Here is a 25,537-nt window from a genome sequence, read left to right as displayed (position 1 = left end):
CGGTTGGAGTCAGACCGGTCTAACTGGTCTGACCCGTTTTTCAAAATGTGGATAAAGACAGTTCTCCCCCGACAGTTAAGTTTTATTCTAACTTTCGCAGATGTTTTATATCCTACCTGGAAAGTGACCTGAGTATAATTCATGGGAGGCTACGCTCAATAGCCTACCTAGAAATTAGATTGTACATTAATCCAGAGGGGCTAAATTCGTAATCCTACCTGGAAAGTGTACTAAATATGATTTCAGAGAGGGTGCGCTGCTATCCTTCCTGGGAAGACAGCTGGGTTGAAAAAAATCACAAAAATAATACCATATGCTCTTCAACATAAAACATAATATGTATTGTTGTATTTCAATGCCCTTTTCTCTAAACCGTTCTAGTATTCATTTAGATGAATCAACAAAAGAGTTTTATATCACTTCCAATCAAAATGATTTAGGAAAATCCGTGCACATCATGCTACAGACAATACTTTCTATTAGTGATGTTGAAATTCAATACGAGTGCCGTTAGGAATATTTTCCGAGAAGAGGTTTCAGCTTACTTTGATAAAAACGAAGATATTTATGATCCCTTTTCAGATTTTGAAATCCAAGGCAGATCAAAATTAACACATCACTTTGATTATTTAATGACCCTGCAGAATAAAGAGAAAAAACTGGTAAGATTAATAAATAATTTCAATCAGCCACAAGTAGAAAGAACATTAATTAGTTGGCAAGACACTCACGAACAAAGAAAGAATAAATACAATGAAAATTTAAAAATGGTCGCCCTTATTAATGATAATGAAAAAAAGTTGTCTGAGGAATATACTGAAGCTTTACTTGAATATGGTATCGAACCAATCAGATTCTCAGACAAACAGCATGTAAAAAAGTCACTTTCGCTAATAGAGTAAGTGTAAAATGCGCTCATCCCACAAGGAGAGCTGCATTTTTATTTAATCATCACTCGCAAACAAATGATTCATGATATCTTTTCGTGAGACAATCCCTAGAAGTTTTCCATCTTCGTCGACGACCGGGAGTCTTTTTATTTTTTTACGTGCGATTAATTTTGCTGTCGCTTCTATTTCCTGATCGGGACTAACTGAGATGACATCTTGTGTCATAACGGTACCCACAAAGTGTCCCATTGATTTCCTTACATTTTCAAAGTACTTGTTGGGATCGTCTAGATAAATAATTCCTCCGAGAATTTCTAGGAACGCAGGAACTTCTACTTTCGTATTATGCTTGATGAGATCTCCTTCCGTGATAATTCCTTTCACATAATTATCACCGTCTACAACAGGTAACCCGCTTAAGTCATTTCTGTTAAGTAAATTTGCGCATTTTTCGACCGTATCATTTTCTGTTACTGTAATAACATCTTTTGTCATAATTTCGTTTACACGCATTAGAAAATCTCCTATCTTTAAAGATTGTATTCTATGGCAATAGTAACATATAGATCAGCATAAAAGCTGTTAAATGATATGTCGGAATGCTGGATGTGCTTATCATGCAAGTGGATGGCGACCCTGCGCGAGCGGGAGCACATACCGCGCGACTGTGAGCGGAACCTGCGCGAGTGGGAGCACTTACCGCGCGACCGTGAGCGAAACCTGCGCGAGTGGGAGCACATACCGCGCGACCGTGAGCGGAACCTGCGCGAGCGGAAGCACTTACCGCGCGACCGTGAGCGGAACCTGCGCGACTGGAAGCACACCACGCGCGATCGTGAGCGGAACCTGCGCGAGTGGAAGCACATACCGCGCGACCGTGAGCGGAACCTGCGCGAGTGGAAACACACCCCGCGCGACTGTGAGCGGAACCTGCGCGAGTGGGAGCACACCTCGCGCGACCGTGAGCGGAACCTGCGCGAGTGGGAGAACTTACCGCGCGACCGAGAACGGAACCTGCGCGAGTGAGGTCTCCCCACTATTTGTTTATACTTTTTACAAATGGGAAAAATGTATACGAAGTTGCTAAATAAATCTTAAAAATTTTAATATAATAGGAAGGTGTAAATGATGGGATTAATTTGGAGTTTAATTATCGGAGGTATCATCGGTTGGCTTGCGAGTTTAATCGTTGGTCGAGATGTACCCGGAGGCATTATTGGAAATATTATTGCAGGGATTATCGGTAGTGCAATCGGTTCGAGGTTGCTCGGCAGCTGGGGACCCGAAGTGGCTGATTTTTACATCCTCCCTGCTTTAATTGGAGCGGTTATTTTGATTGCTATTGTTAGCCTTGTTTTAAATTTAATTAGGGGTTAAAAAGTAATACTATTAAAAAGCCAAGTCCTATTTTAGTTAAGGACTGGCTTTTTTCTTAATACCAAATAATCTCAAGTCATAGTTTAAATTTCATAAAAGAAATACGCCCTATTTCCCCCAAGCATGCGCTGTAACAGGTTTATAAACCCGTGCAATCGTACCTGAAATTGCAATTACTATCAACGCTGGTAACAACCAGCCAAGTCCTTCGTTATACAACGGCAAAGCGGAGTCATAATATGCAAGAATGGGTTTCAACCAACCAAAATAGTCTATCTCTAACGTTTGGCTTAACGTTTTAAATCCATCAACGATACTAATCATAAATGTGACAATCGTTGTCGAAATATAAACGGATCGTGCATGGTGAAAGAGTGGTGATAAAAACGTTAGCAACATAAGCACAATCGCCAATGGATATAGGAACATTAATACTGGTTCTGCATACTTAATAATGTTTGTTAAACCGAAGTTGGCAATAACAAATGTAAGTGTTGCAAAAAACACGACAAACTTTTCATAACTGACTTTCGGTAGTAACGTTTGGAAATATTCTGCACATCCAGTGACAAGACCGATTGCCGTTGTTAGGCAAGCGAGTGTAATGACAATCGCGAGTAGCACTGTTCCAAATGCCCCGAAATAATAGGAAGAAGCACTGCTCAGTACGGGACCTCCATTTTCAAAAATACCAAACACTTGCGTACTTGTCGCCCCTAAATACGCAATTCCTACATAGATGACTGAAAGTAATATAACGGCGACCGTTCCCGACTTTGCTGTTGAGCGTAATATTTCTTGTTTGGACGTTACCCCCATGGAACGAATGGCTTGAATCACAATCATCGCAAATACGAGAGAGGCAAGGGCATCCATCGTGTTATATCCTTCAAGGAAACCTGTTACAAACGAACCGCTCGCATATGCTTCAAGTGGTGCTTCAATAGATCCCATTGGCTTAACTACCACCATCGCGAGCAAAATAGCGAGCAAAATTACAATCCCCGGCGCTAATATTTTCCCTACATTATCAACTAGTTTTGCAGGTTTTAGGGAAATTAAAAGTGTAATAGCAAAAAAGATTAAACTAAAAATGAACAATCCAATTTGTTGGTTCCCTTCCCCAATAAAAGACTGAAATCCTACTTCGTATGCGACGGTTGCTGTTCTTGGTGCTGCAAAGAACGGCCCAATTGTTAAATATAGTAATGATGTAAAAAATATTGCATAAACAGGATTGACTCGACTGGCAAGATCTTGCAAATTTTCACTACCTGAATAAGCAATGGCCAGCACTCCGAGCAGCGGTAAACCAGTTCCTGTAATTAAAAAGCCAATAATCGCTGGTAGAAGATTTGTACCAGACTCTTGTCCTAATTCTGCCGGAAAAATAAGGTTCCCGGCCCCAAAAAACAGTGCAAACAACATGACTCCTATGGCAACATGAGATGAAAATGATAGTTTTGTTTTCAATGTCATCAACCTTTCTGTTATTGTTACAAAATTCTGTCAAATTTGTGCAATATTTGTCGAGTTTTGTAATACGAAGAATCATATCAAATTTTAACGTAATATGCAATATGTTCGAACAATTTGGTTAATTTTTTTCTTTCAATAATGAAATTAATCATGTTAAAAACAGCGTTGCTTGTCTTCATAAATTTTTCTGTGTTTGCTACAATAGCAATAATCGTAACTTTTCAAATCTTTCTAAACATATTGTAAGGAGTGAACATTATGGCTAATGCAGTCAATGAAATTACGCAAAAACTATTAAAATCTCACGATACAAAGCAACCTATTGAATTTATTCGTCACACTCATACTTTAAGTGAAGAGACGGCCTATTCCATACAAGAGGAATTCATTAAGCGAAAATGTAAACTAGAAAATGATAAAGTGGCCGGGTATAAAATCAGCATGACAAGTGCTGAAACCCAAGCTATTGCATCAACTCATGAACCAGCTTATGGAACGTTACTAGCCTCACACGTCATAAATAGCGGGGATTCCATTCCACTAGAATCTTTATTTTCTCCCATGATTGAACCTGAAATTATATTTATTTTGACCGAAAACCTGACACCAGAGGCTGACGAAGAGGAAATTTTAAACAAAAGTAAAATAGCACCCGGGATTGAAGTACCAGATGCGCGCTACATTGATTGGTTTCCCAACTTCTCCTTAGCTGATTTACTTTCTGACAATACGGCAACAGGATTAGTCGTTGTAGCTGATGAAATAGATCCATTGTCTTTTGAAAAAATGGCAAATATAAACATGGAACTTGCTCATAATGGAGAAAAAATTAGCGAGGGTTTGTCTTCTGCTGTTTTAGAAAATCCCGTTTCATCCATAGCATGGTTAGCAAAGAAACTCGCCAAGAAAGGGAAAACTCTCGAAAAAGATATGGTCATCTCCTCAGGTACATTTATACCACCACTTCCTGTGGAAAAAGGGACATATACTGTCAAATACTCTAGATTAGGACAAGCTGAAATTACTTTTGTGTGAGGTGAAAACTGAAGAAGTGAGAGATGTTGTTGATAGAATATTTAACATTACACAGCATAAAAGCCACTTTTTTTACGTCTAGATCATAAGTGGCTTTTTGTTACATGAGATTAATAAAAAGAATAAACATAAAACTAGTATAACGAGATTGTCAAACTAGCCAGCTTTATTTGTTGAAATACCTAACAATTACGGGTATGACACCATCCCATTGACCTGGAGTTCCTAAGAGCATTTTAAAACTAACACAAAGAGCATATCCCAATCAACATGAGGCTAAACAAAAAAACTCAATTCGTTTACTACTGAAGTTTTTTTGATCAGTTGCTGCACCGATAATCGATTCATCTGGCTCAACTTTAGCTTTTTTCTAATAGCAATTCTTTCCAAAACAAGTCCTCTTACTTAAAAGTAAAATACTTTTATTAGTTATACAGAATCTCTCTCAATAATAAAATAAGGTACTTTTACTTTTTCTTGAGATCTATTTAAAACAAGCTTAAAGGCTTCCTTGCCAACTTTTGTTAGTTGGTGGTCAACGGTAGTTATTCCCAAAACACTACCAGAAGGTTGATTTTCTTGACCAATGATAGCTAAATCATTCGGAATATTAAATTGTTGAGACTTTGCATATAAGTAAATTCCACCAGCTACTTCATCTCCATTTGCATAGATAGCAGTTGGTCTTTTTGGTAACCGCAAGAGTTTTTTCGCCGCTTCACTTCCGTCATTTAAACATCGACAATCAGAAATATGATAATCCGATGGAGGCTCACCAAAAACTTCATTATAAGCTTCAATCGTTTGTTTTGTACTTTTACTTTCCAATCGGGCAGTTGTAAAAGCAACCGCACAATGTCCACGTTTTTTTAATAATTGAAAGGTATCTAGGTAAGAAGAATACCTATCACTATAAGAACAACCAATTTCATTATTATACGTGTATTCACAAGATACAATTGATCCATAATTACTATAAGGAATGATAGTCTCCCAATCATTTGCTCTTGAGGCTAAAATGATACCATCAAATAATTTGCTTTTTAACCTTTGCAAATAATTTAACTCTTTTTCTTTACTATACTTTGAAGGGAGTACAGTTACAGAATAATCATTCTCTGAAGCCATATTAAGAATACCATTTAACATTTGATCGAATGCTGGATTGTTATTATATGGGAGTATGACCCCTACTGTTTTTGTTTCTCCTCTAATTAAATCAATTGCATTCTTGTTCGGTGTATAATTCACTTCTTCTATTACTTTTAAAACAGACTCTCTTTTTTCGTCAGAAACATATTTATAATTGTTGAGTACTCTAGAAACAGTCGAAACTGAAACACCTGCTAATTTAGCAATATCATTAATATTTGTCATACGAGTGCTCCTATCTCTTGAAATCGGGGGTAATCACACATTTAGATGTCGATAAGCATTAATGAAATTTACAAGATTCCCACTGGATTCCCACTTTATTTTAATGTAATGCTCACCGACAATTAATGTAGATTGTATAATATTCCTTTCCTCTCCATCAAACCACAAAGACTCTTCAATATTTATTGGCTTTTTGCCAACTAAATATAATCTTTTATTTGTTAATAACAAATCACCAAAGTGTACATTATACGTTCCGTTGAAGCTTTCCATTAATCCTGTAATAGAGGAAATTATATTTTCGTCATGTTGGATGGAAGTATTTCTCTTCATAAGTTTTTGCCTCCTTGAGTTGAAATTAAGTTCTTTATTTTACTCTAATTTATGAAATGCATTTCAAGTCAAGGAATTTTTTAAAAGAATATTCTACTTAGAGTCATATTTATTAAACACAGATTTACACATACTAGTACTAAAAATCATTGCACATAACTATTTATAATTAATATTGTTATGGATGAGTTGGGATCAGACCCTCCACCTCTAATGAAGACGGGGAAAACTTTCGAGGGAATAGGTGCTAAAATAAAAACATAAATATTTAGTTTTTATGTAGTTAATGCGTATAATAGGAGAGACTGACTTATCGAATCGGGGCCTATTTATTTTTACAACTAGGAGGGATTCAACCTTATGACAAAACAACAAAGAAGTTCGGTACCTGCATCATCCGCTGAATCCTTCAACCTATTTTCCGTTATTAAACAAGCGTTTATCATTAAAAAAAATCCATTTCCATGGTGGAAAGCCATTCAAGCTGGAATATGCATGGCTACACCGCCATTCATCGGACTACTGGTTGGTCACCTGCAAGAAGGGTTATTAATGGGAATTGGTGCGTTTACGTTTCTTTATATGTTTAATGAGCCGTACGCACAACGTGCAAAAAAACTCTTTTTTATCATGATTGGGATTGCTTTATCGGTTGGGTTGGGTACATTACTTACACCACACCCATACGGAATAGCATTGATGCTTGGTTTAATTGGCGCGATAGTAACATTTATTTTCGGGGCTTTGAAAATCCCTGGTCCGGCAGCAGTATTTTTCGTGCTTACCTTTTCAATGACAACCGCCATGCCGGTGGATCCATCGCTTGCACCCATTCGTGCTGGTTTAGTATTGGTTGGTGGAGCCTTGTCATGGCTTGTGGCTATGGCAGGAAGCCTTGTTAACTTTCATGGACCGGAAATAACGGCCATGAAACAAGTTTATCGTCAGTTAGCCACGCTATTAGATACAGTCGGTACTTCAAATTTTGCTTCCTCCAGACAGCAAACATTACTGACCATCCGAAATGCAGAAGATACGCTATTGGCAGGGTATATCCCGAGACAAAAATCTCCTGTCTACAAACAACTCTATTTGTTATATGAACGAGCGAATATTATTTTCTCTGAGGTACTGGAATTTTATACAGATGCAGATAAGAAGCTCCCTGCAGAATTAGGTGACTCATTAAGAAAAGTCACGGAATCAATTGGGGACAACGATTTATTAACTCTACAGGAAATTGATCCAACCGATGAATTAATGGGACGTTTAGTGACAAATATACGGAAAGCAGTAGCTGTTGTTAACAAATCTCCCTCCATGATGGATAGGGACATTGCAGTTAAAAAGCGTCCTTTGAAGGATGTTTTAAGTGACTGTTTACATAGGAATTCCATTGTGTTTATTTATGCGCTTCGCTACGGATTCATTCTGATGATTGCTGCGTTAATTGCCTTTAGCTTTAACTTTGATCGATCGTATTGGATCCCCTTATCCTGTGCGGCAGTCATGTTGGGAACGACGATTATGACGACCTTTCATCGTGCGATTCAGCGGACATTTGGTACCATTATTGGGGTTCTTATTGCTAGCGCCTTGTTATCAACGCATCCGGATGGAATTTTTATTGTGTTGATTATCTTAACATTAACTTTTTTAACTGAGGCATTTATTGTTCGAAATTATGCGTTAGCTGTTTTCTTTATCACGCCGAATGCTATTTTTATGGCGGAAAATACAACACAAATTCACAACGTCAGTTACTTTGCTACAGCTAGGATAACCGACATTTTTATTGGTTGCGCAATCGGGTTAATCGGGGTACTCCTTACTAGCAGGCGATCAGCCTCTAGCCGCCTTCCCCATTTGATTGCCAAAACCATTCGTACAGAAATTCAATTCCTTGTGCTGTTATTCTCTGAGGAAACCGCTGAACAAGATTTTGAGGGTAGCAAGGAAATGCGTAAAATGCACTCCAATTTATCAAATCTCCGAGTTGTTTATACGACAGCTCTAGGTGAAATTCCAAAAGACAAAAAGGCATTGGAATTTATCTGGCCGGTCATTTTTTCGATTGAACAACTTGGCTATTTATTGGAATCTTCCTCAAGACGTAAACAACGCCCTGTTCTTAAAGATGAAGACCTTGCACAATTGCTTTTAGTTTTTGAAATCTTGGCCAAGGCAAGCGAACAAAGACATGCACCAAATACAAGGTATATTCCAGAAATAACTGGATATACACAAATACGAAAAGAAATCGCCGACTTGCAACAGGCATTGCAAAGTAGTGCCCGGGCACCGATTATGTAAGATAAGATGATTCTCTAATTAAAGGAGAATTTTTAAAAATACAAGCACACTGATCCTACTTACTCACAAGGAATCAGTGTGCAATTTATTGTGGATTAATTTGCAATTATGTAAGGCTGTAAAAACACGATAAGTCTAACTATAAGGACCATTATTTAGCGTTTAATTTTGTTCTAGCTCATGAATCTACTTTTCCATATTGATTAACTCATTCATGCAAAATACTGCTTTCGCAACATATTAAGATATATTAATTTTCACATCATAACGATTTAATAAATCATCATCGACAGATATTTCAATCGAAAATTCCAAACTGTCTCCTAACTCCTGCAAATCCTCATCATATTTATCTTCATGATTTAATATAAGCATTTGTGTATGACGGGAATCTCCGCTATCAATCATATTTCTAAAATAACCTCTGTCATCAATAGAATCACCATCAAAATAATAATCTTTTCCATTAATATTTACTTTTTCATCCAATTTATTTATAATATCAAAATCTAGTTTATATTCCTCTGAATCAGGATCATATTTTATTTCATTTAACGTAAGGGAAACATCGTCATCATCAATAATTTCTTCTTCCACATAAACATGATCTCTGTCTTCATTTGCACTAGCGTCAATCTCTATAATATCACCCGGACTTACAGTATCATCATTATCACTCTCAACACTGTCATCACTTACATTTTTTTCATTATTTCCACCACATGCTGCTAAAAACAAAAGAAAAACAGCAACCAAAACTAATAAACGTTTCATGTTTTCATAACCCCTTTCAAATAAAATTTGTAACATTCGTTTATAAGGTCTATGACACATATCGTATTATTAAACATAACAATAAAATCTAACTTTCGCAAAATCAATCAAGAATAAATCTATCTTGGAGGTAAAACTACTACTTAAATAAATTAAAAGTAGCACATCAGCTATATAAATTTCTAGACATTCAGCTATAATAATTATCGGTAGAACTAAAACAATCTAAGCCAAAGTTTTCAGTATGTTTTTAATTTAGATGATCCTGTTCCAGCCTATTTAAATATACTTTTTATCTTACATCGAAGAACGTGGTTTAACTTGAATAGAACTGCTGCGACTAAATAAAAAGAAATACCTCAAAAATATAGTGAGGATTAGCAGAAATAATTATACCAAGACCTTTTTTAAAAACTTGCCCTGTGAAGCAATACCGAATAGGATTTCAGATAGGGTGCACTTTTTACCTCCCTGAAAAATGGATTATGTGGAATTCCAGGGAGGATGAATTGGATCCCCAAAATCATTAAATGGGTCATCTACATTGTTTAATTTAATCTTTAAATAACAACGCTTTACTGTTTGGGTAAGTCGGGAATTGATCCATGGGTATCGTCCAATCTTGCTTTGGTACAGTAAATTCATATTTATTAACCAAGTGATCAGAAAAAACACGCATGCTATGAAGCGTAATCCATTCTCCGGCACAGCGGTGCATTTCCCTGAATTTCCCGCCTCCTTGCGCAATCATATCGTATTCTTCTTCATATGATATGTCTTTTGCTTTACCGATATATCGCTCGATATCAAATTGCTCTGGGGAAGCGATGGTACGCTCGTCGTGATTTGTACCATATAAATCTAATACAACCCAACTACCTTTTGGAATCTGATACCCGTTAATTTCTACATCATTCACGGCAATTGCTGGTAGCATTGGGAAAAACGGATAGTAACGACGCATTTCTTGAATGAAGGGATCTTGCAAGTTGTCAAAATCAGCTTTTAACTTATCATAAACATCCTGTTCAGCAAAAAGCGCGTGCCCCATCAAAACCATCCAAACCGTTAAAGCAACAGTTGGTCGAATGATGTTTAACAATTCAACGGCCGCTACGTCGATTGGCAACAATTCCCCATCAAGATCTGTCGCATTGGCGAAAGTATATAAAGCCCGATTTTCTTCCTCAGCTACTGGATGTTCACGTGCTTCTTTAATGAGATCTTGAGCCCACTTTTCCGAATTATTTCGATCAGTTATCCCTTTTATGTGATCTGTTGGAGAAGTCACCGCACCACTAATCATGGAGATTTGGTTATGGGCAAGTTTGTCCAGTGTTTTCAAGTCGTATTTGTCTACATTAATTCCAGACCATTCACAGATAGAGTTAAATAGAACTCTATTTGCTAGATCAAATAACTCAAATTCACCATGTTGCTTATCTAATTCTGTCGTTAGATTTCTGTCCAATATTTTACGATAATCTTCCATCCTGTCTGGGGTCATTAAATCCATGAAATAGTTCTTCCGATGATGGTGTTCCTTACCATCTAAGGTTTGAACTCCATCTTCGCCGAATAAAGTTTTTAAGACTGGCTTCGGCATGGCTCCTTCACGTGTAAAGTTTTCCGGTTTGTAAAATTTACGGGCTGCCTCTTCTCCATAGATAGCAGTAATATCTTCGGTTAAAAATTCAGCTTTTACTACTGGAGCATCAACATCCTCGCGAAGTTGTCTTAAAAGATTATACCCTTGATGGATTAATTCCTTTGTCTCTGTTAGTTTTATTTTAGTTTTTGGTACTTGTTTCACTGCTTATCCTCCTGCTTCTTATGATTTCTACAATATCAAGTTACTTTTGGTATATGAATCATTTTTTATTCCTAGTCAAACTCTTCATATTCATTCGGATGTTGTCCTTCGACCCTTCCAGGTTCCCCTTTATCCAAACTATCGATTTGCTTCATATCTTCATTGTTTAGTTCAAAATCGAACAAATTTAAATTTTCTTTTTGGTGTTGGGGAGAGGATGCCTTCACAACAAGTAATACATCATTTTGCATATTCCAACGCCCAATAATTTGTGCTGGCTTTTTATTATATTTCTTTGCAAGTGACATAATCGTATCATTTTCAAGCACATCGTTTAATTCACGGCCTAAAGGACTCCATGCTTCGGTTACAATGCCTCGTTTCTTATTCTCTTCTACGAGTTTTTTATTATTAAAATAGGGATGACGTTCGATTTGATTAGTAGCAGGGGTGACACCTGTTTTTTCAATGATTCGGTCAAGATGTTCTGGTAAAAAGTTAGATACACCGATTGTTTTAATTAAGCCAAACTTCTGTGCGTCCACTAAAGCTTGCCACGCCTCATCGTATTTGTCTTGTTTAGGCAGCGGCCAATGAATTAGATATTTATCAAAATAGTCAATACCTATCCGATACAATGACTCCTGAATCATTTGAATCGCGTCATCATAGGAGTGAGCAGCACCCGGTAGTTTAGAGCTAATCATTAATTTTTCCCGAGGGACTGAGGTTCGTCTCAGCGCTTCTCCAACCATTCCTTCATTATTATAGTTCGTTGATGTATCAATCAATCGATATCCCGATTCAATGGCGTTTAATACATCATAAAGGCCAGGAGCCCCTTTAACATTTACTGTTCCAAAAGCAATTGCCGGCAAACTACTTCCGTCATTCAATAACATGGATTTTATATTAGTCATTTTATTTATGCTCCTTGTTCAATTTTCACTTCTTATTTATATTCATTTTTTAATGACCTTTCAATTAATTATTTCCCTGATGTGAAGACTTATTAAACATTTTTACTTTTAATGCCTATGAAAGTGTGAGATAAACCTTTTCTTAATGTTAGCTCACTTGGAAGATAGCACGGCGAGGTGTTAAATTTTTTAAGAGTTAGCATTTACATCAAAAAACGAGGTCTACTCATCAGCAAACCCCGTCATATCAATCATTATTTACTTAGGTTTACATCATCCCCAACGTGTTGTGATAGCATTGTTTTGTTTATTCATGATACTTTTTTGTTACTATTTTATGAGCTATTCAAAACAACAGGCTACGATTGATAAGTCATTTAAGAATTCCGTAGTCGTTTGTCAGTTTACGTAGGGGAGCCTTACAATAAGTCCTCTTCCTCAATTTTCATGTCCTTATAGTAATGCGTCATGTCATGGTCGTTGATTTCTCTCATGACTCTGCAAGGGTTGCCAACAGCGACAACATTGGCGGGCATATCTTTGGTAACAACACTTCCAGCTCCGATGACAGTATTTTTCCCAACACGCACACCAGGTAAAATAACGGCACCAGCACCGACCCAGACATTATCCTCAATGATGACTGGTAGATTGAATTGGACAACTTTTCTGCGCAATTCCGGATGAATCGGATGTGTACCAGTAGCAATCGTCACGTTCGGACCTATCATAACGTTATCGCCGATTTGAATATCAGTGTCATCGACTAATGTTAAATTAAAATTGGCGTAAACACTATTTCCCATATGTGTATTTCGTCCCCAGTTGGCATGAAGAGGCGGTTCGATATAAACATTCGTACCAACTTTGGCAAACAGTTTATGTAAAATAGCCTGTCTCTTTTCTAATTCTGAGGGTCTTGTATTGTTAAAATCATATAATATGTCTAAACATTGCATCTGCTCTTTCATAACATTTTCGTCCGTGCAGAAATATAATTTTCCACTTTTCATTTTCTCCCATATTGACATATATCATCATTCTCCTTTTTAATGATTGATTCAATTCAGCGCAATGAATTCAAATAAACTATATTTGAAACAACGAAAAAACAACTCCGCGCAAGTCAAAACAACTCTCCAAAATAATACTCATGATTTTTCTTGAAAATATTACAAAACACCAATTCTATCAATTAGAAGGTTACGAATTGTACTTTTGCCGTTTCGGTTATTTCAAGCCAACACATAAAGCATTGGTTAGTGCTTATGCATCACGATTATCCTCAGGCCATATAAGTTCTTTTGCAATAAGATTGACGTCATTTATAAAAATTTTCTTGTTACGAATATTCAATGATAATTTTTTAATTAATAAAATAGATAATTCACTACCTTATAAAGGTATAAAGAAAGGCTGTATTATAGTAATCATATTAGTCCTTCATGATTTCTTTCATTTCATCTTGGCTCGCTGCTGCATGATCTTCGCTAATCCTAGTTAGAGAATTCCGCTCCTATTCTTCAAAACCGATATTACCTGTTCAAACAATTAATACTATCGCCGCAACAATAGGAACAGTGATCAACGCTGTTTTCAAAATCATCGGATGCAAACGTGCTGTGAATTTAGCACCTATATAGGAACCAATGATCATTCCAGCTGCCACCTCTGTAAATAGCAGAATATCCCAGTTCCCTGCCGTGTAATATCCAATCCCTCCAACAAAGGCTACTGGCAATATAACGAGCATGGTAGTACCTGCCGCCTGTTGCACAGATAAACCAAAAAAGACCAATAAACCAATTTGAATAAAAGGTGAAGCGCCAATACCTAACAAACCGGATAATCCGCCAGTCACAAATCCCACACCACATGCGGCAATCCAAAAACGAATACCAGATTGTATCCCTTTACCACCGATATTTGCCCAAACCTTTCCAAAACCCGTGAATAATCGAAACCATAATAATACAGCAGAGAAAAACATCATTCCTGCTGTTAACCATTTTAATATATCTCCAGGAATCAGATCGGCAATCAATGAGCCAACGAAAGCACCAATAGCGCCAAATAATCCTGTGGTGAGACCAACTCGTAAAACGAGATTATTTTCTCTAAAATGACTATATGCCCCCGATATGGAGGTAAAAACCATAGCCGAAAGCGATGTTCCAAACGCTGTATGAACTGGAACACCGAAAACGGTAGTTAAAATAGCAATAACAAAACCAGCGCCTCCTGCACCAATAAAACCAACCAAAAGACCTAATATAATCATAGTTATAAAAATAAGCATTAAATAAAAATCCCTTCTAAAAATAACCAGAACTGTTCAACAATATGGTCCGATTGGTGAACAAAATTTAGTTTTTAGTCCACTACATCAATAAAAAGCGCTGCTAGAGAACTCATATTATTTAAGTCCATTTCACAGCATAGCTCGGAGTATAACGATCCATTTTTTCTAATAATTCTTTGGGATCTGAGGATACAATTATCATTTCTCGATAATTTTTATTCATAAAGCCTTGTTCAATTGTATGATCTAACATATTGATTAACGGATCAAAAAAATTATTAACGTTTAACAATCCGCAGGGTTTTGCATGATAACCAAGTTGTGACCAGGTAAATACTTCAAACCATTCCTCAAGCGTCCCTGAACCTCCAGGCAAAGCAACAAATCCATCCGCTAATTCTGCCATTTTTGATTTACGCTCATGCATTGTATTAACTACATGCAAATCCGTTAATTGGTCATGAGCAATTTCTACAGCTTTTAGTTTTTGGGGAATCACCCCTATGACACTACCTCCACTGTGTAGAGAAGCGTCAGCTAATGCACCCATACATCCGACTTGTGCACCGCCATAAATTAAAGTCTTATTGTTGTTAGCTAACTCTTTGCCGAATTTTTCTGCATGCTCTATATAAACGCTGTTTATTCCCGTACTTGATCCACAAAATACAGCAAGATTGTTAATTTCCATTTCAGTCACACCTTTGTTCTTTTTTTATCAATCTAAAGATATCTGTTTGACAGTTTACGTTTATGTTCTAGGAAGATTTCTTCCAGATCGATATCGTATTTATTCGCAATGACAACTACATTACCTAAGACATCTCCTAGTTCCTCTGTTAAATTACTCTTATTTTCAGTGAATGAACCGGCTTGTTCATCTGGACGATCTCGTCCTATTTCAAGTGCTCTAATTGCTCTAGCGACTTCTCCTGTCTCTTCTGACAGGAAGCCAATACGTACAAAAATATCTAAATCAGCCCAACCTCTTGATTTATAATAGTCAGCAATCCACTTTTGAAATTCTTTCGCTTCCATTTGATATTCCTCCCAATTCATACAAAATAAAACACAAATCATTATTATAGGCACCTTCAACTAGAGAGCCCGATTGTAGAACAGTAGCATATAATTTGTGTATATCTTATACTCAAACTTTAACATTTCTTGACCCCTATTGACATCAATTATTTTTGTTGCTGCAACTTCATTTTATGTTTCTCCGTATCATTCAAATAATCTTACTCCACATAGTTTTAGACATACACACATTAGTATGATGACAGAATCAGGAGCAGAATTACCAACATTATGGAAAGTGTCGGTCACATAGATCAAACACAACATTAAAAGTTTATACTCGCGTCACGAATAATATGAAAGTAAAATCAATCAACAGCGTATCTCAGCTTCATAGCGACATTCTAGAAAAAATAACAAGCTAAAACAATTTAAAGAGGAAATGTTAGGTTTTAATTAAAAAAACAAGGATTGCATGGTACAACCCCTGTTAAATCAAGCTTTAATAATATATTTCACATCATGACCGTTTTTTTGTTACCTTTTTATTCCAATAGCTCTTTGTGCTTAAAGATATTTATGGATGAGATGAGAACGACAATAATAATAGCAATAGTTGTAATAAAGGCTAGCAAGAAACTAGAATCTAGTTCTCCTGACAACAAGACCTGTCCTGCGTGCTCAGTCATCGTAGCCGGACTCCATTCCATATACTTTCCTAGAATGGATGTAACCGTCGAAATAGCAAAGACCACAAAAATTGTAACAAAAGCGACACTGCTATTTCCTTTCATTATCGTACTAAAAAAAAGCGTCAAAGTAACAACAAAAACTAACCATATGCTGTAGATCACTACACTTTGAAAAATGTGCTCAAAAGCGACTGTTTCAATGAGTAAACTTGTATAATACCAAGAAGCTACATATCCGATAAACAACGAGATGAGTGTAATTGTAACTAACCCAGCCCATTTCGATATTATATACGAGGAATAAGGAACTGGTTTCATCATGACCATACCTGCTACGCCACTCTGTCTTTCTGCGGAAACGACACCCATTGCACCCAAAACAAGAATAAGTACACCAAGCATCCCATAATTAGATAGAACCTTCATTAATACTTCTGTCCCAGTTGGAGTAGGCATTTCCAGGATAGTGCCTTCAGGAAGACCGCCAAGTGTGTCCAGTATTTCCGGCATATAATAGGCACTGACCGGCTCCATGACGCCCAGCAAAACAAAGACGATTGGAATCCATAGCACTTTATAATTCCGTATCATTTCCAACATTTCTTTTCGATAAAGAACAGTCCATTGTGTCATGCCTTCACCACCTTCATAAATAAATCTTCTAATGTTGTTTGAGAAATCTCGAACTTACGAACCGGAATTTTTTTATCCACGATATCTTTTAATAATGTCTGCTTCCCATTTACCATATCTGTTAATACGATACTGGCTTTATTACCTTGGGTGTTTACTTCAGATATAAAGCTATAACTTGCTATGCTCTTTAGCCAATCGGCAGCCTGTGATTCGAATTCAATTTGTAAAATAGGTTGCCGATACTTTTCCATTACATTTCCTAGGCTACCTGATATCACAATTTCCCCGTTATGCATGATAAGAATGTCGTCACTGATTTCTTCTGCATCGTGAAGGACATGGGTTGAAAAGAGAATTGTTGTTTCTTCTTTAATCTCTCTCATCATGTCCAACACTTCCCGTCTCCCAAGTGGATCGAGTGCTGAAACAGGCTCATCTAAAATAAGTAATTTCGGACGATGAATTAGTGCCTGTGCCAATCCGAGGCGCTGCTTCATTCCACCAGAATACCCCCCTATTTTTCTTTTCTTCGCATTCGTTAGGCCCACTCGTTCAAGTAATTCTTCACTTCTTTTTTCTGCTTCTTTACGATTCAGTTTTGCTAATTGTCCTGCGAAAACAAGAAACTCCTTTCCGCTCATCCAATTATAGAAAGCAGGATATTGAGGTAAATACCCAATAAACGGCCTTAAATCCCTTGCTTTTTCCCCTTTAAAATCAATACTACCTGAAGTCGGTGCAAGCAGTCCGGATAGCATTTTTAATGTTGTTGTTTTACCTGCTCCATTTGGTCCAAGTAATGAAACACATCTGCCTTCTTCAATATAAAAATTGATTCTATTAACAGCATTCGTATTTCCGAATCTTTTTACTAAATCGCTTGCCTTTAATAACTCCATTAATTATTTCTCCTTCCAAAAACGAAATAAAGTACTGGTCCTATTAAGCCGATAAAGAGAATAAAAAGGATCCACAACCATTTTGGTCCGTTCGTTTTTTCTTCTCTAATACAAGAAACTAATGCAGTAATCATAAGAATTAATTGTAAGACAGCAATTGGCGCAATCGCTCCCCAAGGAATTTCATTTAACGGTACATTCATTTTTTTCTCCTCCAAATTGTTTATTCACCCTTAATACGATTACGTTCGCCTAATCGTTCACCCGCAAGAAAATAAAAGGTCTCAGGAATTTGATCCTGAAACCTTTCTTTTAAATATTTTCCTTACAAAAATGAGGTAGATTATAAGATATATCGGAAATTGGATAAGCCCCAATAAGCCCCATAGCCAAGCATTGTATCCTCTCTTGCGCGCATCCCAAAACATCCACGAACCTTGGCAAATCAGAATAAATGCAATTACGACGTATAGCCAAATCGGCATGCTGCTTAGTTCATTTGAATTCATTCATTACTGACCTTCTTTCTCGTTCTGTTAAGTACAAAGGGCAGCAAGATAATCCCCGCTAGCTGAAAGTATAGAAAGAGAATTGGCTGATGATAAACAACAGCAATCACCACCGAAAGCACCAATACTGCAACAAAGATAAACGAGAAGAGAGCTTTCCATTGCATTTTTTGAATTCTTTTTTTCTCTGATGCCACCTGCTGTTGAAACCACTGCAAGTTCGGAGTAGTGACTGGATGCCATTCATCCAGTTTTTCCAAACCATCTCTGAGTTCCTTCACCGCCCATTCACTTTCTTCATTCAACATAGAATGGTTATTTTCAAACTCACGATTCTTCATGCTTCTCCAACTCCTTTCGTATCCTTTTTAAACCATTTGAAACTCGGGATTTTACTGTTCCTTCAGCAACTCCCATCATTTTTCCAATTTCCTCATAGGTGTACCCATAATAATGTTTCAACACAATCGACATACGTATTTCTTCATTCATTCGGGCAAGTACATCAAGTACATCTGTCCATTCTTCGTACATATTGGCTGCATTCCATTTCATTTTTCTGAGTGCTTGTTCTTGCTCTAGCCAGTTTTTTTCCCGCTTCTTTCTACGCTGTTGATCGATGAATAGGTTCGTTGCAATCGTGATGAGCCAAGAGGAAAACTTGGATTTACCATTATACAGCTGGATTTTTTCAATACTCTTCATCATCGTCTCTTGTGTTAAATCTTCTGCGATTTGTGGATGAAGTGTAACTTTCATTAAATAGTTAATTAGAAACGAATAATTCTGTTGTAGCAATTCTGAAAGAGCTAATGTATCTCCTTTTTTCGCCTTTTGAATTAAATCCTTATCATCCATGAAATCTACTCCAAATAATAATGACCTATATATAATACGACTAGCTGGAATAATCGTTCACTTAAAAGAAAAAATTACAAAAGACGTTAAGCCACTATTTTTATCATTAGAAAAAACTTTGCTAATTCAACAAATTAAGTATTAAAAAGCAATGGTGGGCACACTTCTTTATTCCTGATATGCGCCCGTTCGTATTATAAAGTTCATTTCTTCTTTGGCACTTTTTTCGCATCAGCTCGGGGTGGATAAGACTCCCTTATATCTCCGCCAATCCAGACATCGACTTCATCACCTTTGTTTATTTTATCCATATCTTCGTATCTTAAAGTAATTAAACCTAGTTCCTTTTTCCCTTTCACATCCAATCCTTATTATACAATTTCGCGGAGAAATACCCTTGATTTTTTCATATTTATCAGGAGTGAATTCCCTAGCAAGTGTTAATCCGTTTTCCGCTGTATCTGTTACATGCCTTGCATATCAGCCTTACCACATCCTATGAGTATGGGACTAAATAATATAATTAATACACGCACTGAATTTTCGTTTCGCTTTCGATTTCGTCTATCCTTTTTTTAAAAATTGTTTTTCGGTACTGTAACCTTACTTGTTTCTATCTTAATGACTGAAAGTATAACTATTATAAAGACAATAAAGCCTGATACAAGTATCAAATTTATAGTAACATTCCTTTTTTCTGCAATCGCGCTCCGTTTATTTTATTGTATTTTTTACTTTTTTAACGATAACATCAAAAAACAAATCCATTTTATTGACAAAATATTTTTTTATGCTATAATTTACTGTTATCATTCTTTTGTGTATAATAAGATTCTCCTGGCCAGGGGAATCTTATTTTTGTTATATGGGAGGATCGATGTATGGAGAAAAACGAATCAAGTTTAACTTCCTTAATATCAGCTTTTGGTCGAGCATACCACAGTAAATATGACACACCAAAGATTTTTGATGATTATATTGCAAAAGATTTAATTACCCAAAAGGAATTTGAAGATATTCGTAAAAACATGATTCAAGGAATTCATTTTTTTAATCACGAAATTGGTATAAAATTCCAAGACCAACCCGATGAAATATTAAAATGGATTACACAAGTCCAACTCTCACCAACTCCATTAGCGCGTGCTGCCTATTGTGAAAAAGTATTGTTCCATGAGATAGTACTAGGAGCTGAACAATACGTCATTTTAGGAGCTGGATTGGATACATTTTGCTTTCGGAACTCAGAGTTAGATACTGAGTTGGAAATATTTGAAGTTGATTATCCATCTACACAAGACTTTAAAAGGAATAGGCTATACAAATCTAATTATCAAATTCCGGATAATCTTCACTTTGTTCCAATGGATTTCACCAAAGACAAAGATAGTATCCTGCAAAATCTTATTGATGAGAATTTTCAACCGAACAAAAAAACTTTTTACAGTCTTTTAGGTGTTTCATATTACTTAACAAAAGAGGAAATTTCTAATTTAATTAAAGAATTATTTGCAGAGATTCCATTGGGAAGTTCCATCGTTTTTGATTATGCAGATGATAAACTATTTGAAGAAAAAGGGGTGTCTAACCGTGTTCAAAATATGGTGCAAATGGCATCAGCTAGTGGCGAACCAATGAAATCATGTTTTACTTATGATGAAATAGAAAAATTGTTAGAAGATGCCGGATTACTTATTTACGAATATTTATCACCGGATGTTATAAATAGTAAATTCTTCAGCGATCGTTCGGATTATTTAAAAGCATTTGAAACAATTCATTACATCCATGCTGTAAAAAAGTAATAGTTTGATTAATAAAAGTTGCCCCCTTAATCCTCCATTTGATTAAGGTAGGCAACTTTTTATATGTTGTTACACAATCTGGCCCGACAATAGCAAATTGGGCGCTGATTTTATTCGATTACTACGCCCATTAATTGAAGAAGGTTTACACCCATTTACATTATCAATCCCCAGCTAATGATTCTATGAATTCATTAACTTCTTTACTCATTTCCTTATAACGAGTCCAATGAAGATAATGATGCCCCTGTAAAGTAACAATTTTACTGGCAGAATAATTAGTAAGTTGTGTTTCATAAAAAGTCACATTGTTTTTGCCATCCTCTGTTACCTGATCTTCTTGCGTTGTGAAGAATAATACTGGCATATTAGAAGGAAATTTCATATCAACTGCTTTGTTAATATTATTTTTTATATTATTGGCTTCGTTAACAACCTTTTTGTTGTAACCCTTCCAAGCTAAGATTGCCTTGGTCATTATTAAATTTTCTTCGGTATGAACCATCATCAGCAATAGGTAAAAAACTTTCGGGACTTATATATAATGCTAATCTTGCAATTCCAATAGGTACCACATAACTCAAATATTTGGGCATTGTAGGGAGGTCCCACAAAAGTATTCCAATGCCTGTGGTAACGTAGGATCGATTCATACGAGAAACTTTTCTTCACTTAAATATTTACTCTACTTTTATCTGGCCCATCATACCGTTGTCCTCATGTTCTAAAATATGACAATGATACATATACGTGCCTTTTTCTTTAAACTTTACTGCAATTTTGGCCTTATCCCCGGGGTCTAGAGAAAGAGTATCCTTATACCCTTGTAAATTCTTTGGTGGCTTTTCTCCGTTAATAGAGATAACTTTAAATTGTGTCCCGTGAATATGGAATGGATGAATCATACCACCCATCATGTCAGGCTCGTTATAAACTTCCCATACTTCTGTTTCACCTTGTTTTTGCGTTAAATCGATGCGATCCTTATCAAACTTCTTACCATTAATTGTGACGTGACGTCCCATACCTTTTAATGTGATTTCCTTGCTTACTTGTTTATTCATTACTTGATCATTTATCGTTACAGGATTTTCTCGAGGCTCCATTTTATTATCACCATTATTATCTTTTTCATTGATTTGAAATGGCAATAATACCGTTTCATCATTCCCATCATCCATTACCAATTCTACATCGTTTTCTTCCGTTTCAAATTTAGAAAAGTCAACGACAATTTCCGCCCTTTCTGATGGCGTCAATTGTATTTCTTTTAATTCCACTGATTCGTTTAATAATCCACCATCTGATGCAATCTGTTTAAAAGATTGGTTGTTGCTTAACTTAATTGTATAATTTCTCATATTTGACCCATTTAATAATCTTAAACGTACTTTTTCCTTATCAACGGTTAAGCGAGGATTTAAAGTACCATTTATAAGTAATGTTTCTCCCATAGTACCGTCAGGATCTTTAACGGCTTCATAATCCAGTTGTTTTTGGTCATTGAAGGTCCGATCTTGTATAATTAAAGGAAAATCATTTTCTCCATATTCATAAGTATCTTTTAAACCATCTTCAATGTACAACAAACCAGCAAGCCCACCAAAAACTTGTTTCGCAGTCTTTCCCTCCGGGTGAGGATGAAACCATAGTGTTGCCCTATCCTGTTGTACGTTAAACGTAATTTCTTTTTCCTCTCCTGGTTCAATGACGGTATGCGGTCCACCGTCTGCTTCTCCATCAATAATAAGTCCATGCCAGTGAAAAGTCGTTTCCTCTTCTAAGCTGTTTTTTAACTTTATATGTGCCGTTTGATCTTTTTTAAGTTTGACAACTGGGCCTAAAAAAGATGAATTATAACCTAAAGTTTTTGTTTGAATTCCATCAAATATTTCTGTTTGTCCTTGCTGTGCGTCAATGGTATAGTACACTTCATCTTCAGTTTCTTTATCACTTTCTAACATTGGTGGAATGTTCAGTTCATTCTCCCCTGTAGAAGACTGCAATGGCATATCATGGTCATGACCCGTCATTCCCATACCATGGCCGGAAAAATCATTATCTTCTTCTGATGGATCCATATGATCACTTGGGATTTGCCCATCATTATCAAATGGGCTCATATTGCCACATGCACTTGTAAATAACAAAACAATTAACCCTGTCATGATCAAAACCACTCTTTTCATTAACAACACCCTCTATTCATATAGATATTTCCTAGTGTTTACATTAAAGTAAAGGTGTGCAGAAAATATGAAGGACAAGTTACAAAATAGATAACATTCTTACCCAGCTATCCACTTGTATCCTACCCCCCATACTGTTTGAAGGTAATCATCAATTGGGAATCCTGCATTACGAATTTTATCGCGCATATTTCGGATGTGAGAATCAACCGTTCTGCCTTCTGTTTCTGAATCAAAATCCCAAAGCAATTCAATTAATTGCTCTCTTGCAAACACTTGATTTGGATTTTGAATAAAATGCCCAAGCATCAAAAATTCTTTTGGTGTTAAAGGGATAGGTTTATTTTTAAATGTTAAATTGAATTGATTTTTATCCCAAATCAGATCATTTATTTCCAAGTAGGCTTTTGGTGCCTGCCTCCGTAAGATAGCCTCAATTCTTGCAAGCAGTTCATCTTCATCAAATGGTTTTGTAAGATAGTCATCCGCACCGATTTTCAGACCCTTTACAATATCCTCCTGCTGATCGCGTGCCGTAATCATAATTATTGGAATGTCCGAAAATCGCCTGATTTTTTCACATAATTCCCATCCGCTTATTTCAGGCATCATAATATCAAGTAAAATAATGTCGAATACTACATTTTCTATATAATCCAATGCTTCTTTGGCATTAAATACTTTTTCACATGTATAATCATGCGGACGTAAATATAATGCAATTAAATCAGCCATCCGCTTTTCGTCCTCAACAATCAGCACCTTTTTCATCGGTATGTTCACCTCTTAACAACTTAATTATGACATTCGTCCCTTTGTTCCGTTGACTATCAATTTCAATACTGCCACTATGTGCCTCTACAATCTCTTTTGTTATTGATAAACCCAATCCAGCACCTCCACTTTGTCTTGATCGAGATTTTTCCACCCGATACAATCGATCAAATATATATGGTAGGTCCTTTTCGGGGATACCCTCCCCTTGATCGACTATATTAATAACAGTGTGTTCATCCGTTTTGGAAACCAGCACATTAACTGTCGATCCTTCATCTGAATACTTCTGTGCATTATCAAATATATTCATAAATACTTGTTGAAATCTTTCCGGATCAATATAGACCATCAAACTTTTTGGACAACTAATATGAATCGTTACTTTTTTATCCGCTAAAACAGGTTGTATTCGTTCTATTATATTATGGAGAAAATCACATAAATTCAGCCATTTAGGATGTATCAAAAAACTATGTTCGTCCATCTTTGCTAGCTCAAATAAATGTTTGATTAACATCGTTAGTTCCTCAGTTTCTTCCCGGATAATTGCGATGTATTCTTCTTTTTCTTCTTTCGTCGTATCATTTCGATTGATAATATCGGCATAACCTTTTATATAAGTTAATGGGGTACGCAATTCATGAGCGATACTTGCTAAAAACTCATTTCTTTCTGTTTTTGATGTTTTTAAATCTTCCGCAAGCTTTGTAATTGAATTCGCCAATTCTCCCAACTCATCTTTTCGTGTGGTATGTAGTGCCACATGATGTTTCCCTTTGCTTAATTGTTCCGTTGCTTTCTTCATTTTTATTAATGGATGAGCAATAAATCGAGATAATACAAATATAGTTATAATTGTTAAAACAACAGTTATCAAGCCTGTAATCCAAAACTGATTGTTTAGCTGATTGACTGTTTGTTTCACATAGTCTGTATCGGCAAACATGAATACGTGCCCTTGATGCTTATTATTCACTGTAATTGGACTGTCGGTTGCAATATACTGTTTTTCATTCCAACGGTCTTCAACTACTTTTCCTTCTATAGGTACGTCCGTTTTCTCGTCGGAATGGTTCACAACATCCATCATAGATTTTTCTGTAGGATCGGACGAAACAACAATCTTTCCGTTTTCATCTGTAATAACAACAGAAAACTCTGACTCAGATTCCATGATCACTACATGTTCAAGTGTCGATTGATCAAAGTGATCTTCTAGTACATCACGGTGTGTGTTACCACGCGCAAGCAAGCTATCCATTACCTCGTCAATCCGATTATTTGCCAAATTAATATATAAAATAAAAAATAAAAAGGATTCAATTATTAATATAAATACAAAAAATAATAAACCTATTTTAAATGAAATTTTGTTAAACATTGTTTCTCCTTACATACGCCAGTATAAAGCGAACACCTATATCAATCGATATTTCTTTCCTAATACAATCAGCATTTATCACATAATAGAAATGATGAAAATGTGTTATCGCTTCCCCTTTAATAGCTCTCTTTCTACGTTCCTTATCACTTTTCACA

27 protein-coding genes are annotated in these 25,537 nt (G+C 36.2%); 6 read left to right on the top strand and 21 right to left on the bottom strand.

Annotation, left to right across the window (positions count from 1 at the left end):
* Positions 1 to 485: 485 nt before the first annotated feature.
* Positions 486 to 902 (top strand): DUF1829 domain-containing protein, encoded by a 417-nt coding sequence (locus KQI49_RS09525; RefSeq protein ID WP_216488336.1) that lies wholly within the window; start codon positions 486 to 488, stop codon positions 900 to 902.
* Positions 903 to 944: 42 nt separating this feature from the next.
* Here the strand turns inward: KQI49_RS09525 and KQI49_RS09520 are convergent, their stop codons facing one another.
* Positions 945 to 1,403: a CBS domain-containing protein gene (locus KQI49_RS09520; RefSeq protein ID WP_216488334.1), complete on the bottom strand. Its 459-nt coding sequence runs from the start codon at positions 1,401 to 1,403 to the stop codon at positions 945 to 947.
* A 78-nt stretch (positions 1,404 to 1,481) separates the two neighbouring features.
* On the opposite strand from KQI49_RS09520, the gene KQI49_RS09515 reads away from it, so the two are divergent.
* Both KQI49_RS09515 and KQI49_RS09510 read left to right on the top strand, forming a co-directional pair.
* Positions 1,482 to 1,916 (top strand): putative RNA-binding protein, encoded by a 435-nt coding sequence (locus KQI49_RS09515; protein WP_216488332.1) that lies wholly within the window; start codon positions 1,482 to 1,484, stop codon positions 1,914 to 1,916.
* A gap of 102 nt (positions 1,917 to 2,018) precedes the next feature.
* Positions 2,019 to 2,267, top strand: coding sequence for a GlsB/YeaQ/YmgE family stress response membrane protein (locus KQI49_RS09510; protein WP_216488330.1), 249 nt, complete (start codon positions 2,019 to 2,021; stop codon positions 2,265 to 2,267).
* Between the two features lie 108 nt (positions 2,268 to 2,375).
* Here KQI49_RS09510 and brnQ read toward each other — a convergent pair whose 3' ends face one another.
* Complete coding sequence (brnQ, locus tag KQI49_RS09505) at positions 2,376 to 3,740, bottom strand: branched-chain amino acid transport system II carrier protein (RefSeq protein ID WP_216488328.1); 1,365 nt, start codon at positions 3,738 to 3,740, stop codon at positions 2,376 to 2,378.
* A gap of 264 nt (positions 3,741 to 4,004) precedes the next feature.
* Here brnQ and KQI49_RS09500 point away from each other — a divergent pair, with 264 nt between their 5' ends.
* On the top strand, positions 4,005 to 4,781 hold the full coding sequence (locus tag KQI49_RS09500; RefSeq protein ID WP_216488327.1) for a 2-keto-4-pentenoate hydratase: 777 nt from the start codon (positions 4,005 to 4,007) through the stop codon (positions 4,779 to 4,781).
* Positions 4,782 to 5,210: 429 nt separating this feature from the next.
* Here the strand turns inward: KQI49_RS09500 and KQI49_RS09495 are convergent, their stop codons facing one another.
* Together KQI49_RS09495 and KQI49_RS09490 are read right to left on the bottom strand one after the other, a co-directional pair.
* The gene (locus KQI49_RS09495; RefSeq protein ID WP_216488324.1) at positions 5,211 to 6,158 is read right to left on the bottom strand and encodes a LacI family DNA-binding transcriptional regulator; all 948 of its coding nucleotides are present in this window, start codon (positions 6,156 to 6,158) and stop codon (positions 5,211 to 5,213) included.
* A gap of 33 nt (positions 6,159 to 6,191) precedes the next feature.
* On the bottom strand, positions 6,192 to 6,491 hold the full coding sequence (locus tag KQI49_RS09490; protein WP_216488322.1) for a hypothetical protein: 300 nt from the start codon (positions 6,489 to 6,491) through the stop codon (positions 6,192 to 6,194).
* Positions 6,492 to 6,851: 360 nt separating this feature from the next.
* Here KQI49_RS09490 and KQI49_RS09485 point away from each other — a divergent pair, with 360 nt between their 5' ends.
* Positions 6,852 to 8,804, top strand: coding sequence for an FUSC family protein (locus KQI49_RS09485; RefSeq protein WP_216488320.1), 1,953 nt, complete (start codon positions 6,852 to 6,854; stop codon positions 8,802 to 8,804).
* A 240-nt stretch (positions 8,805 to 9,044) separates the two neighbouring features.
* Here KQI49_RS09485 and KQI49_RS09480 read toward each other — a convergent pair whose 3' ends face one another.
* The 13 genes from KQI49_RS09480 to KQI49_RS09420 form a co-directional block, all read right to left on the bottom strand.
* Positions 9,045 to 9,578: a hypothetical protein gene (locus KQI49_RS09480; protein WP_216488317.1), complete on the bottom strand. Its 534-nt coding sequence runs from the start codon at positions 9,576 to 9,578 to the stop codon at positions 9,045 to 9,047.
* Between the two features lie 553 nt (positions 9,579 to 10,131).
* A complete protein-coding gene (locus KQI49_RS18905; RefSeq protein ID WP_216488315.1) occupies positions 10,132 to 11,391 on the bottom strand; it encodes a cytochrome P450 in 1,260 nt (419 codons plus the stop codon).
* A 71-nt stretch (positions 11,392 to 11,462) separates the two neighbouring features.
* Entirely contained in the window at positions 11,463 to 12,311 is an 849-nt protein-coding gene (locus KQI49_RS09470) for an aldo/keto reductase (RefSeq protein ID WP_216488313.1), read from the bottom strand.
* A 419-nt stretch (positions 12,312 to 12,730) separates the two neighbouring features.
* Positions 12,731 to 13,342 carry a sugar O-acetyltransferase gene (locus KQI49_RS09465; protein WP_216488311.1) on the bottom strand — a complete coding sequence of 204 codons (612 nt, stop codon included), beginning with the start codon at positions 13,340 to 13,342 and terminating at the stop codon, positions 12,731 to 12,733.
* Positions 13,343 to 13,854: 512 nt separating this feature from the next.
* A complete protein-coding gene (locus KQI49_RS09460) occupies positions 13,855 to 14,610 on the bottom strand; it encodes a sulfite exporter TauE/SafE family protein (RefSeq protein WP_216488309.1) in 756 nt (251 codons plus the stop codon).
* 121 nt (positions 14,611 to 14,731) lie between these two features.
* A complete protein-coding gene (locus KQI49_RS09455; protein ID WP_216488307.1) occupies positions 14,732 to 15,304 on the bottom strand; it encodes an LOG family protein in 573 nt (190 codons plus the stop codon).
* A gap of 32 nt (positions 15,305 to 15,336) precedes the next feature.
* Complete coding sequence (locus KQI49_RS09450; RefSeq protein WP_216488305.1) at positions 15,337 to 15,651, bottom strand: MazG nucleotide pyrophosphohydrolase domain-containing protein; 315 nt, start codon at positions 15,649 to 15,651, stop codon at positions 15,337 to 15,339.
* Between the two features lie 527 nt (positions 15,652 to 16,178).
* Positions 16,179 to 16,958 (bottom strand): ABC transporter permease, encoded by a 780-nt coding sequence (locus KQI49_RS09445; protein WP_216488303.1) that lies wholly within the window; start codon positions 16,956 to 16,958, stop codon positions 16,179 to 16,181.
* Positions 16,955 to 17,860 (bottom strand): ABC transporter ATP-binding protein, encoded by a 906-nt coding sequence (locus KQI49_RS09440; RefSeq protein ID WP_216488301.1) that lies wholly within the window; start codon positions 17,858 to 17,860, stop codon positions 16,955 to 16,957. The genes KQI49_RS09445 and KQI49_RS09440 overlap by 4 nt, the downstream gene beginning before the upstream one ends.
* Entirely contained in the window at positions 17,860 to 18,063 is a 204-nt protein-coding gene (locus KQI49_RS09435; RefSeq protein ID WP_216488299.1) for a PLD nuclease N-terminal domain-containing protein, read from the bottom strand. Before KQI49_RS09435 ends, KQI49_RS09440 begins: the two co-directional genes overlap by 1 nt.
* 302 nt (positions 18,064 to 18,365) lie before the next feature.
* Positions 18,366 to 18,710, bottom strand: a complete 345-nt coding sequence (locus tag KQI49_RS09430) for a YxlC family protein (RefSeq protein WP_216488297.1) — start codon at positions 18,708 to 18,710, stop codon at positions 18,366 to 18,368.
* A complete protein-coding gene (gene sigY / locus KQI49_RS09425) occupies positions 18,697 to 19,227 on the bottom strand; it encodes an RNA polymerase sigma factor SigY (protein ID WP_216488295.1) in 531 nt (176 codons plus the stop codon). Before sigY ends, KQI49_RS09430 begins: the two co-directional genes overlap by 14 nt.
* 203 nt (positions 19,228 to 19,430) lie before the next feature.
* On the bottom strand, positions 19,431 to 19,586 hold the full coding sequence (locus tag KQI49_RS09420; RefSeq protein WP_216488293.1) for a DUF3221 domain-containing protein: 156 nt from the start codon (positions 19,584 to 19,586) through the stop codon (positions 19,431 to 19,433).
* Between the two features lie 522 nt (positions 19,587 to 20,108).
* Between KQI49_RS09420 and KQI49_RS09415 the strand changes: the two genes are divergently transcribed.
* Positions 20,109 to 21,032 carry a class I SAM-dependent methyltransferase gene (locus KQI49_RS09415; protein ID WP_216488291.1) on the top strand — a complete coding sequence of 308 codons (924 nt, stop codon included), beginning with the start codon at positions 20,109 to 20,111 and terminating at the stop codon, positions 21,030 to 21,032.
* A 163-nt stretch (positions 21,033 to 21,195) separates the two neighbouring features.
* Here the strand turns inward: KQI49_RS09415 and KQI49_RS09410 are convergent, their stop codons facing one another.
* The 4 genes from KQI49_RS09410 to KQI49_RS09395 form a co-directional block, all read right to left on the bottom strand.
* Positions 21,196 to 21,510, bottom strand: coding sequence for a hypothetical protein (locus tag KQI49_RS09410; protein WP_216488289.1), 315 nt, complete (start codon positions 21,508 to 21,510; stop codon positions 21,196 to 21,198).
* A 202-nt stretch (positions 21,511 to 21,712) separates the two neighbouring features.
* Positions 21,713 to 23,221 carry a multicopper oxidase family protein gene (locus KQI49_RS09405; RefSeq protein WP_216488287.1) on the bottom strand — a complete coding sequence of 503 codons (1,509 nt, stop codon included), beginning with the start codon at positions 23,219 to 23,221 and terminating at the stop codon, positions 21,713 to 21,715.
* Positions 23,222 to 23,320: 99 nt separating this feature from the next.
* On the bottom strand, positions 23,321 to 23,992 hold the full coding sequence (locus KQI49_RS09400; protein ID WP_216488285.1) for a response regulator transcription factor: 672 nt from the start codon (positions 23,990 to 23,992) through the stop codon (positions 23,321 to 23,323).
* Complete coding sequence (locus KQI49_RS09395; protein WP_216488283.1) at positions 23,970 to 25,379, bottom strand: sensor histidine kinase; 1,410 nt, start codon at positions 25,377 to 25,379, stop codon at positions 23,970 to 23,972. The genes KQI49_RS09400 and KQI49_RS09395 overlap by 23 nt, the downstream gene beginning before the upstream one ends.
* Positions 25,380 to 25,537: the final 158 nt, after the last annotated feature.

The sequence above is a fragment of the Virgibacillus sp. MSJ-26 genome, from assembly GCF_018918075.1.
Taxonomy (GTDB): Bacteria; Bacillota; Bacilli; order Bacillales; family Amphibacillaceae; genus MSJ-26.
Note: the sequence above shows the minus strand (reverse complement) of the source record. Positions and strands in the feature narration are given on the sequence as shown.

What these genes read in the sequence shown, in the direction of transcription:
- sigY (WP_216488295.1), bottom strand. Translation starts at nt 19,227, where the DNA reads ATGGATGATAAGGATTTAATTCAAAAGGCGAAAAAAGGAGATACATTA.
- KQI49_RS09435 (WP_216488299.1), bottom strand. Translation starts at nt 18,063, where the DNA reads ATGAATGTACCGTTAAATGAAATTCCTTGGGGAGCGATTGCGCCAATT.
- KQI49_RS09500 (WP_216488327.1), top strand. Translation starts at nt 4,005, where the DNA reads ATGGCTAATGCAGTCAATGAAATTACGCAAAAACTATTAAAATCTCAC.
- KQI49_RS09515 (WP_216488332.1), top strand. Translation starts at nt 1,482, where the DNA reads ATGTCGGAATGCTGGATGTGCTTATCATGCAAGTGGATGGCGACCCTG.
- KQI49_RS09410 (WP_216488289.1), bottom strand. Translation starts at nt 21,510, where the DNA reads ATGACCAAGGCAATCTTAGCTTGGAAGGGTTACAACAAAAAGGTTGTT.
- KQI49_RS09400 (WP_216488285.1), bottom strand. Translation starts at nt 23,992, where the DNA reads ATGAAAAAGGTGCTGATTGTTGAGGACGAAAAGCGGATGGCTGATTTA.
- KQI49_RS09480 (WP_216488317.1), bottom strand. Translation starts at nt 9,578, where the DNA reads ATGAAACGTTTATTAGTTTTGGTTGCTGTTTTTCTTTTGTTTTTAGCA.
- KQI49_RS09405 (WP_216488287.1), bottom strand. Translation starts at nt 23,221, where the DNA reads ATGAAAAGAGTGGTTTTGATCATGACAGGGTTAATTGTTTTGTTATTT.
- KQI49_RS09395 (WP_216488283.1), bottom strand. Translation starts at nt 25,379, where the DNA reads ATGTTTAACAAAATTTCATTTAAAATAGGTTTATTATTTTTTGTATTT.
- KQI49_RS09495 (WP_216488324.1), bottom strand. Translation starts at nt 6,158, where the DNA reads ATGACAAATATTAATGATATTGCTAAATTAGCAGGTGTTTCAGTTTCG.
- KQI49_RS09485 (WP_216488320.1), top strand. Translation starts at nt 6,852, where the DNA reads ATGACAAAACAACAAAGAAGTTCGGTACCTGCATCATCCGCTGAATCC.
- KQI49_RS09520 (WP_216488334.1), bottom strand. Translation starts at nt 1,403, where the DNA reads ATGCGTGTAAACGAAATTATGACAAAAGATGTTATTACAGTAACAGAA.
- KQI49_RS09465 (WP_216488311.1), bottom strand. Translation starts at nt 13,342, where the DNA reads ATGTCAATATGGGAGAAAATGAAAAGTGGAAAATTATATTTCTGCACG.
- KQI49_RS09450 (WP_216488305.1), bottom strand. Translation starts at nt 15,651, where the DNA reads ATGGAAGCGAAAGAATTTCAAAAGTGGATTGCTGACTATTATAAATCA.
- KQI49_RS09490 (WP_216488322.1), bottom strand. Translation starts at nt 6,491, where the DNA reads ATGAAGAGAAATACTTCCATCCAACATGACGAAAATATAATTTCCTCT.
- KQI49_RS09430 (WP_216488297.1), bottom strand. Translation starts at nt 18,710, where the DNA reads ATGAAGAATCGTGAGTTTGAAAATAACCATTCTATGTTGAATGAAGAA.
- KQI49_RS09470 (WP_216488313.1), bottom strand. Translation starts at nt 12,311, where the DNA reads ATGACTAATATAAAATCCATGTTATTGAATGACGGAAGTAGTTTGCCG.
- KQI49_RS09415 (WP_216488291.1), top strand. Translation starts at nt 20,109, where the DNA reads ATGGAGAAAAACGAATCAAGTTTAACTTCCTTAATATCAGCTTTTGGT.
- KQI49_RS09440 (WP_216488301.1), bottom strand. Translation starts at nt 17,860, where the DNA reads ATGGAGTTATTAAAGGCAAGCGATTTAGTAAAAAGATTCGGAAATACG.
- KQI49_RS09460 (WP_216488309.1), bottom strand. Translation starts at nt 14,610, where the DNA reads ATGCTTATTTTTATAACTATGATTATATTAGGTCTTTTGGTTGGTTTT.
- KQI49_RS09525 (WP_216488336.1), top strand. Translation starts at nt 486, where the DNA reads ATGTTGAAATTCAATACGAGTGCCGTTAGGAATATTTTCCGAGAAGAG.
- KQI49_RS09510 (WP_216488330.1), top strand. Translation starts at nt 2,019, where the DNA reads ATGGGATTAATTTGGAGTTTAATTATCGGAGGTATCATCGGTTGGCTT.
- KQI49_RS09445 (WP_216488303.1), bottom strand. Translation starts at nt 16,958, where the DNA reads ATGACACAATGGACTGTTCTTTATCGAAAAGAAATGTTGGAAATGATA.
- KQI49_RS09455 (WP_216488307.1), bottom strand. Translation starts at nt 15,304, where the DNA reads ATGGAAATTAACAATCTTGCTGTATTTTGTGGATCAAGTACGGGAATA.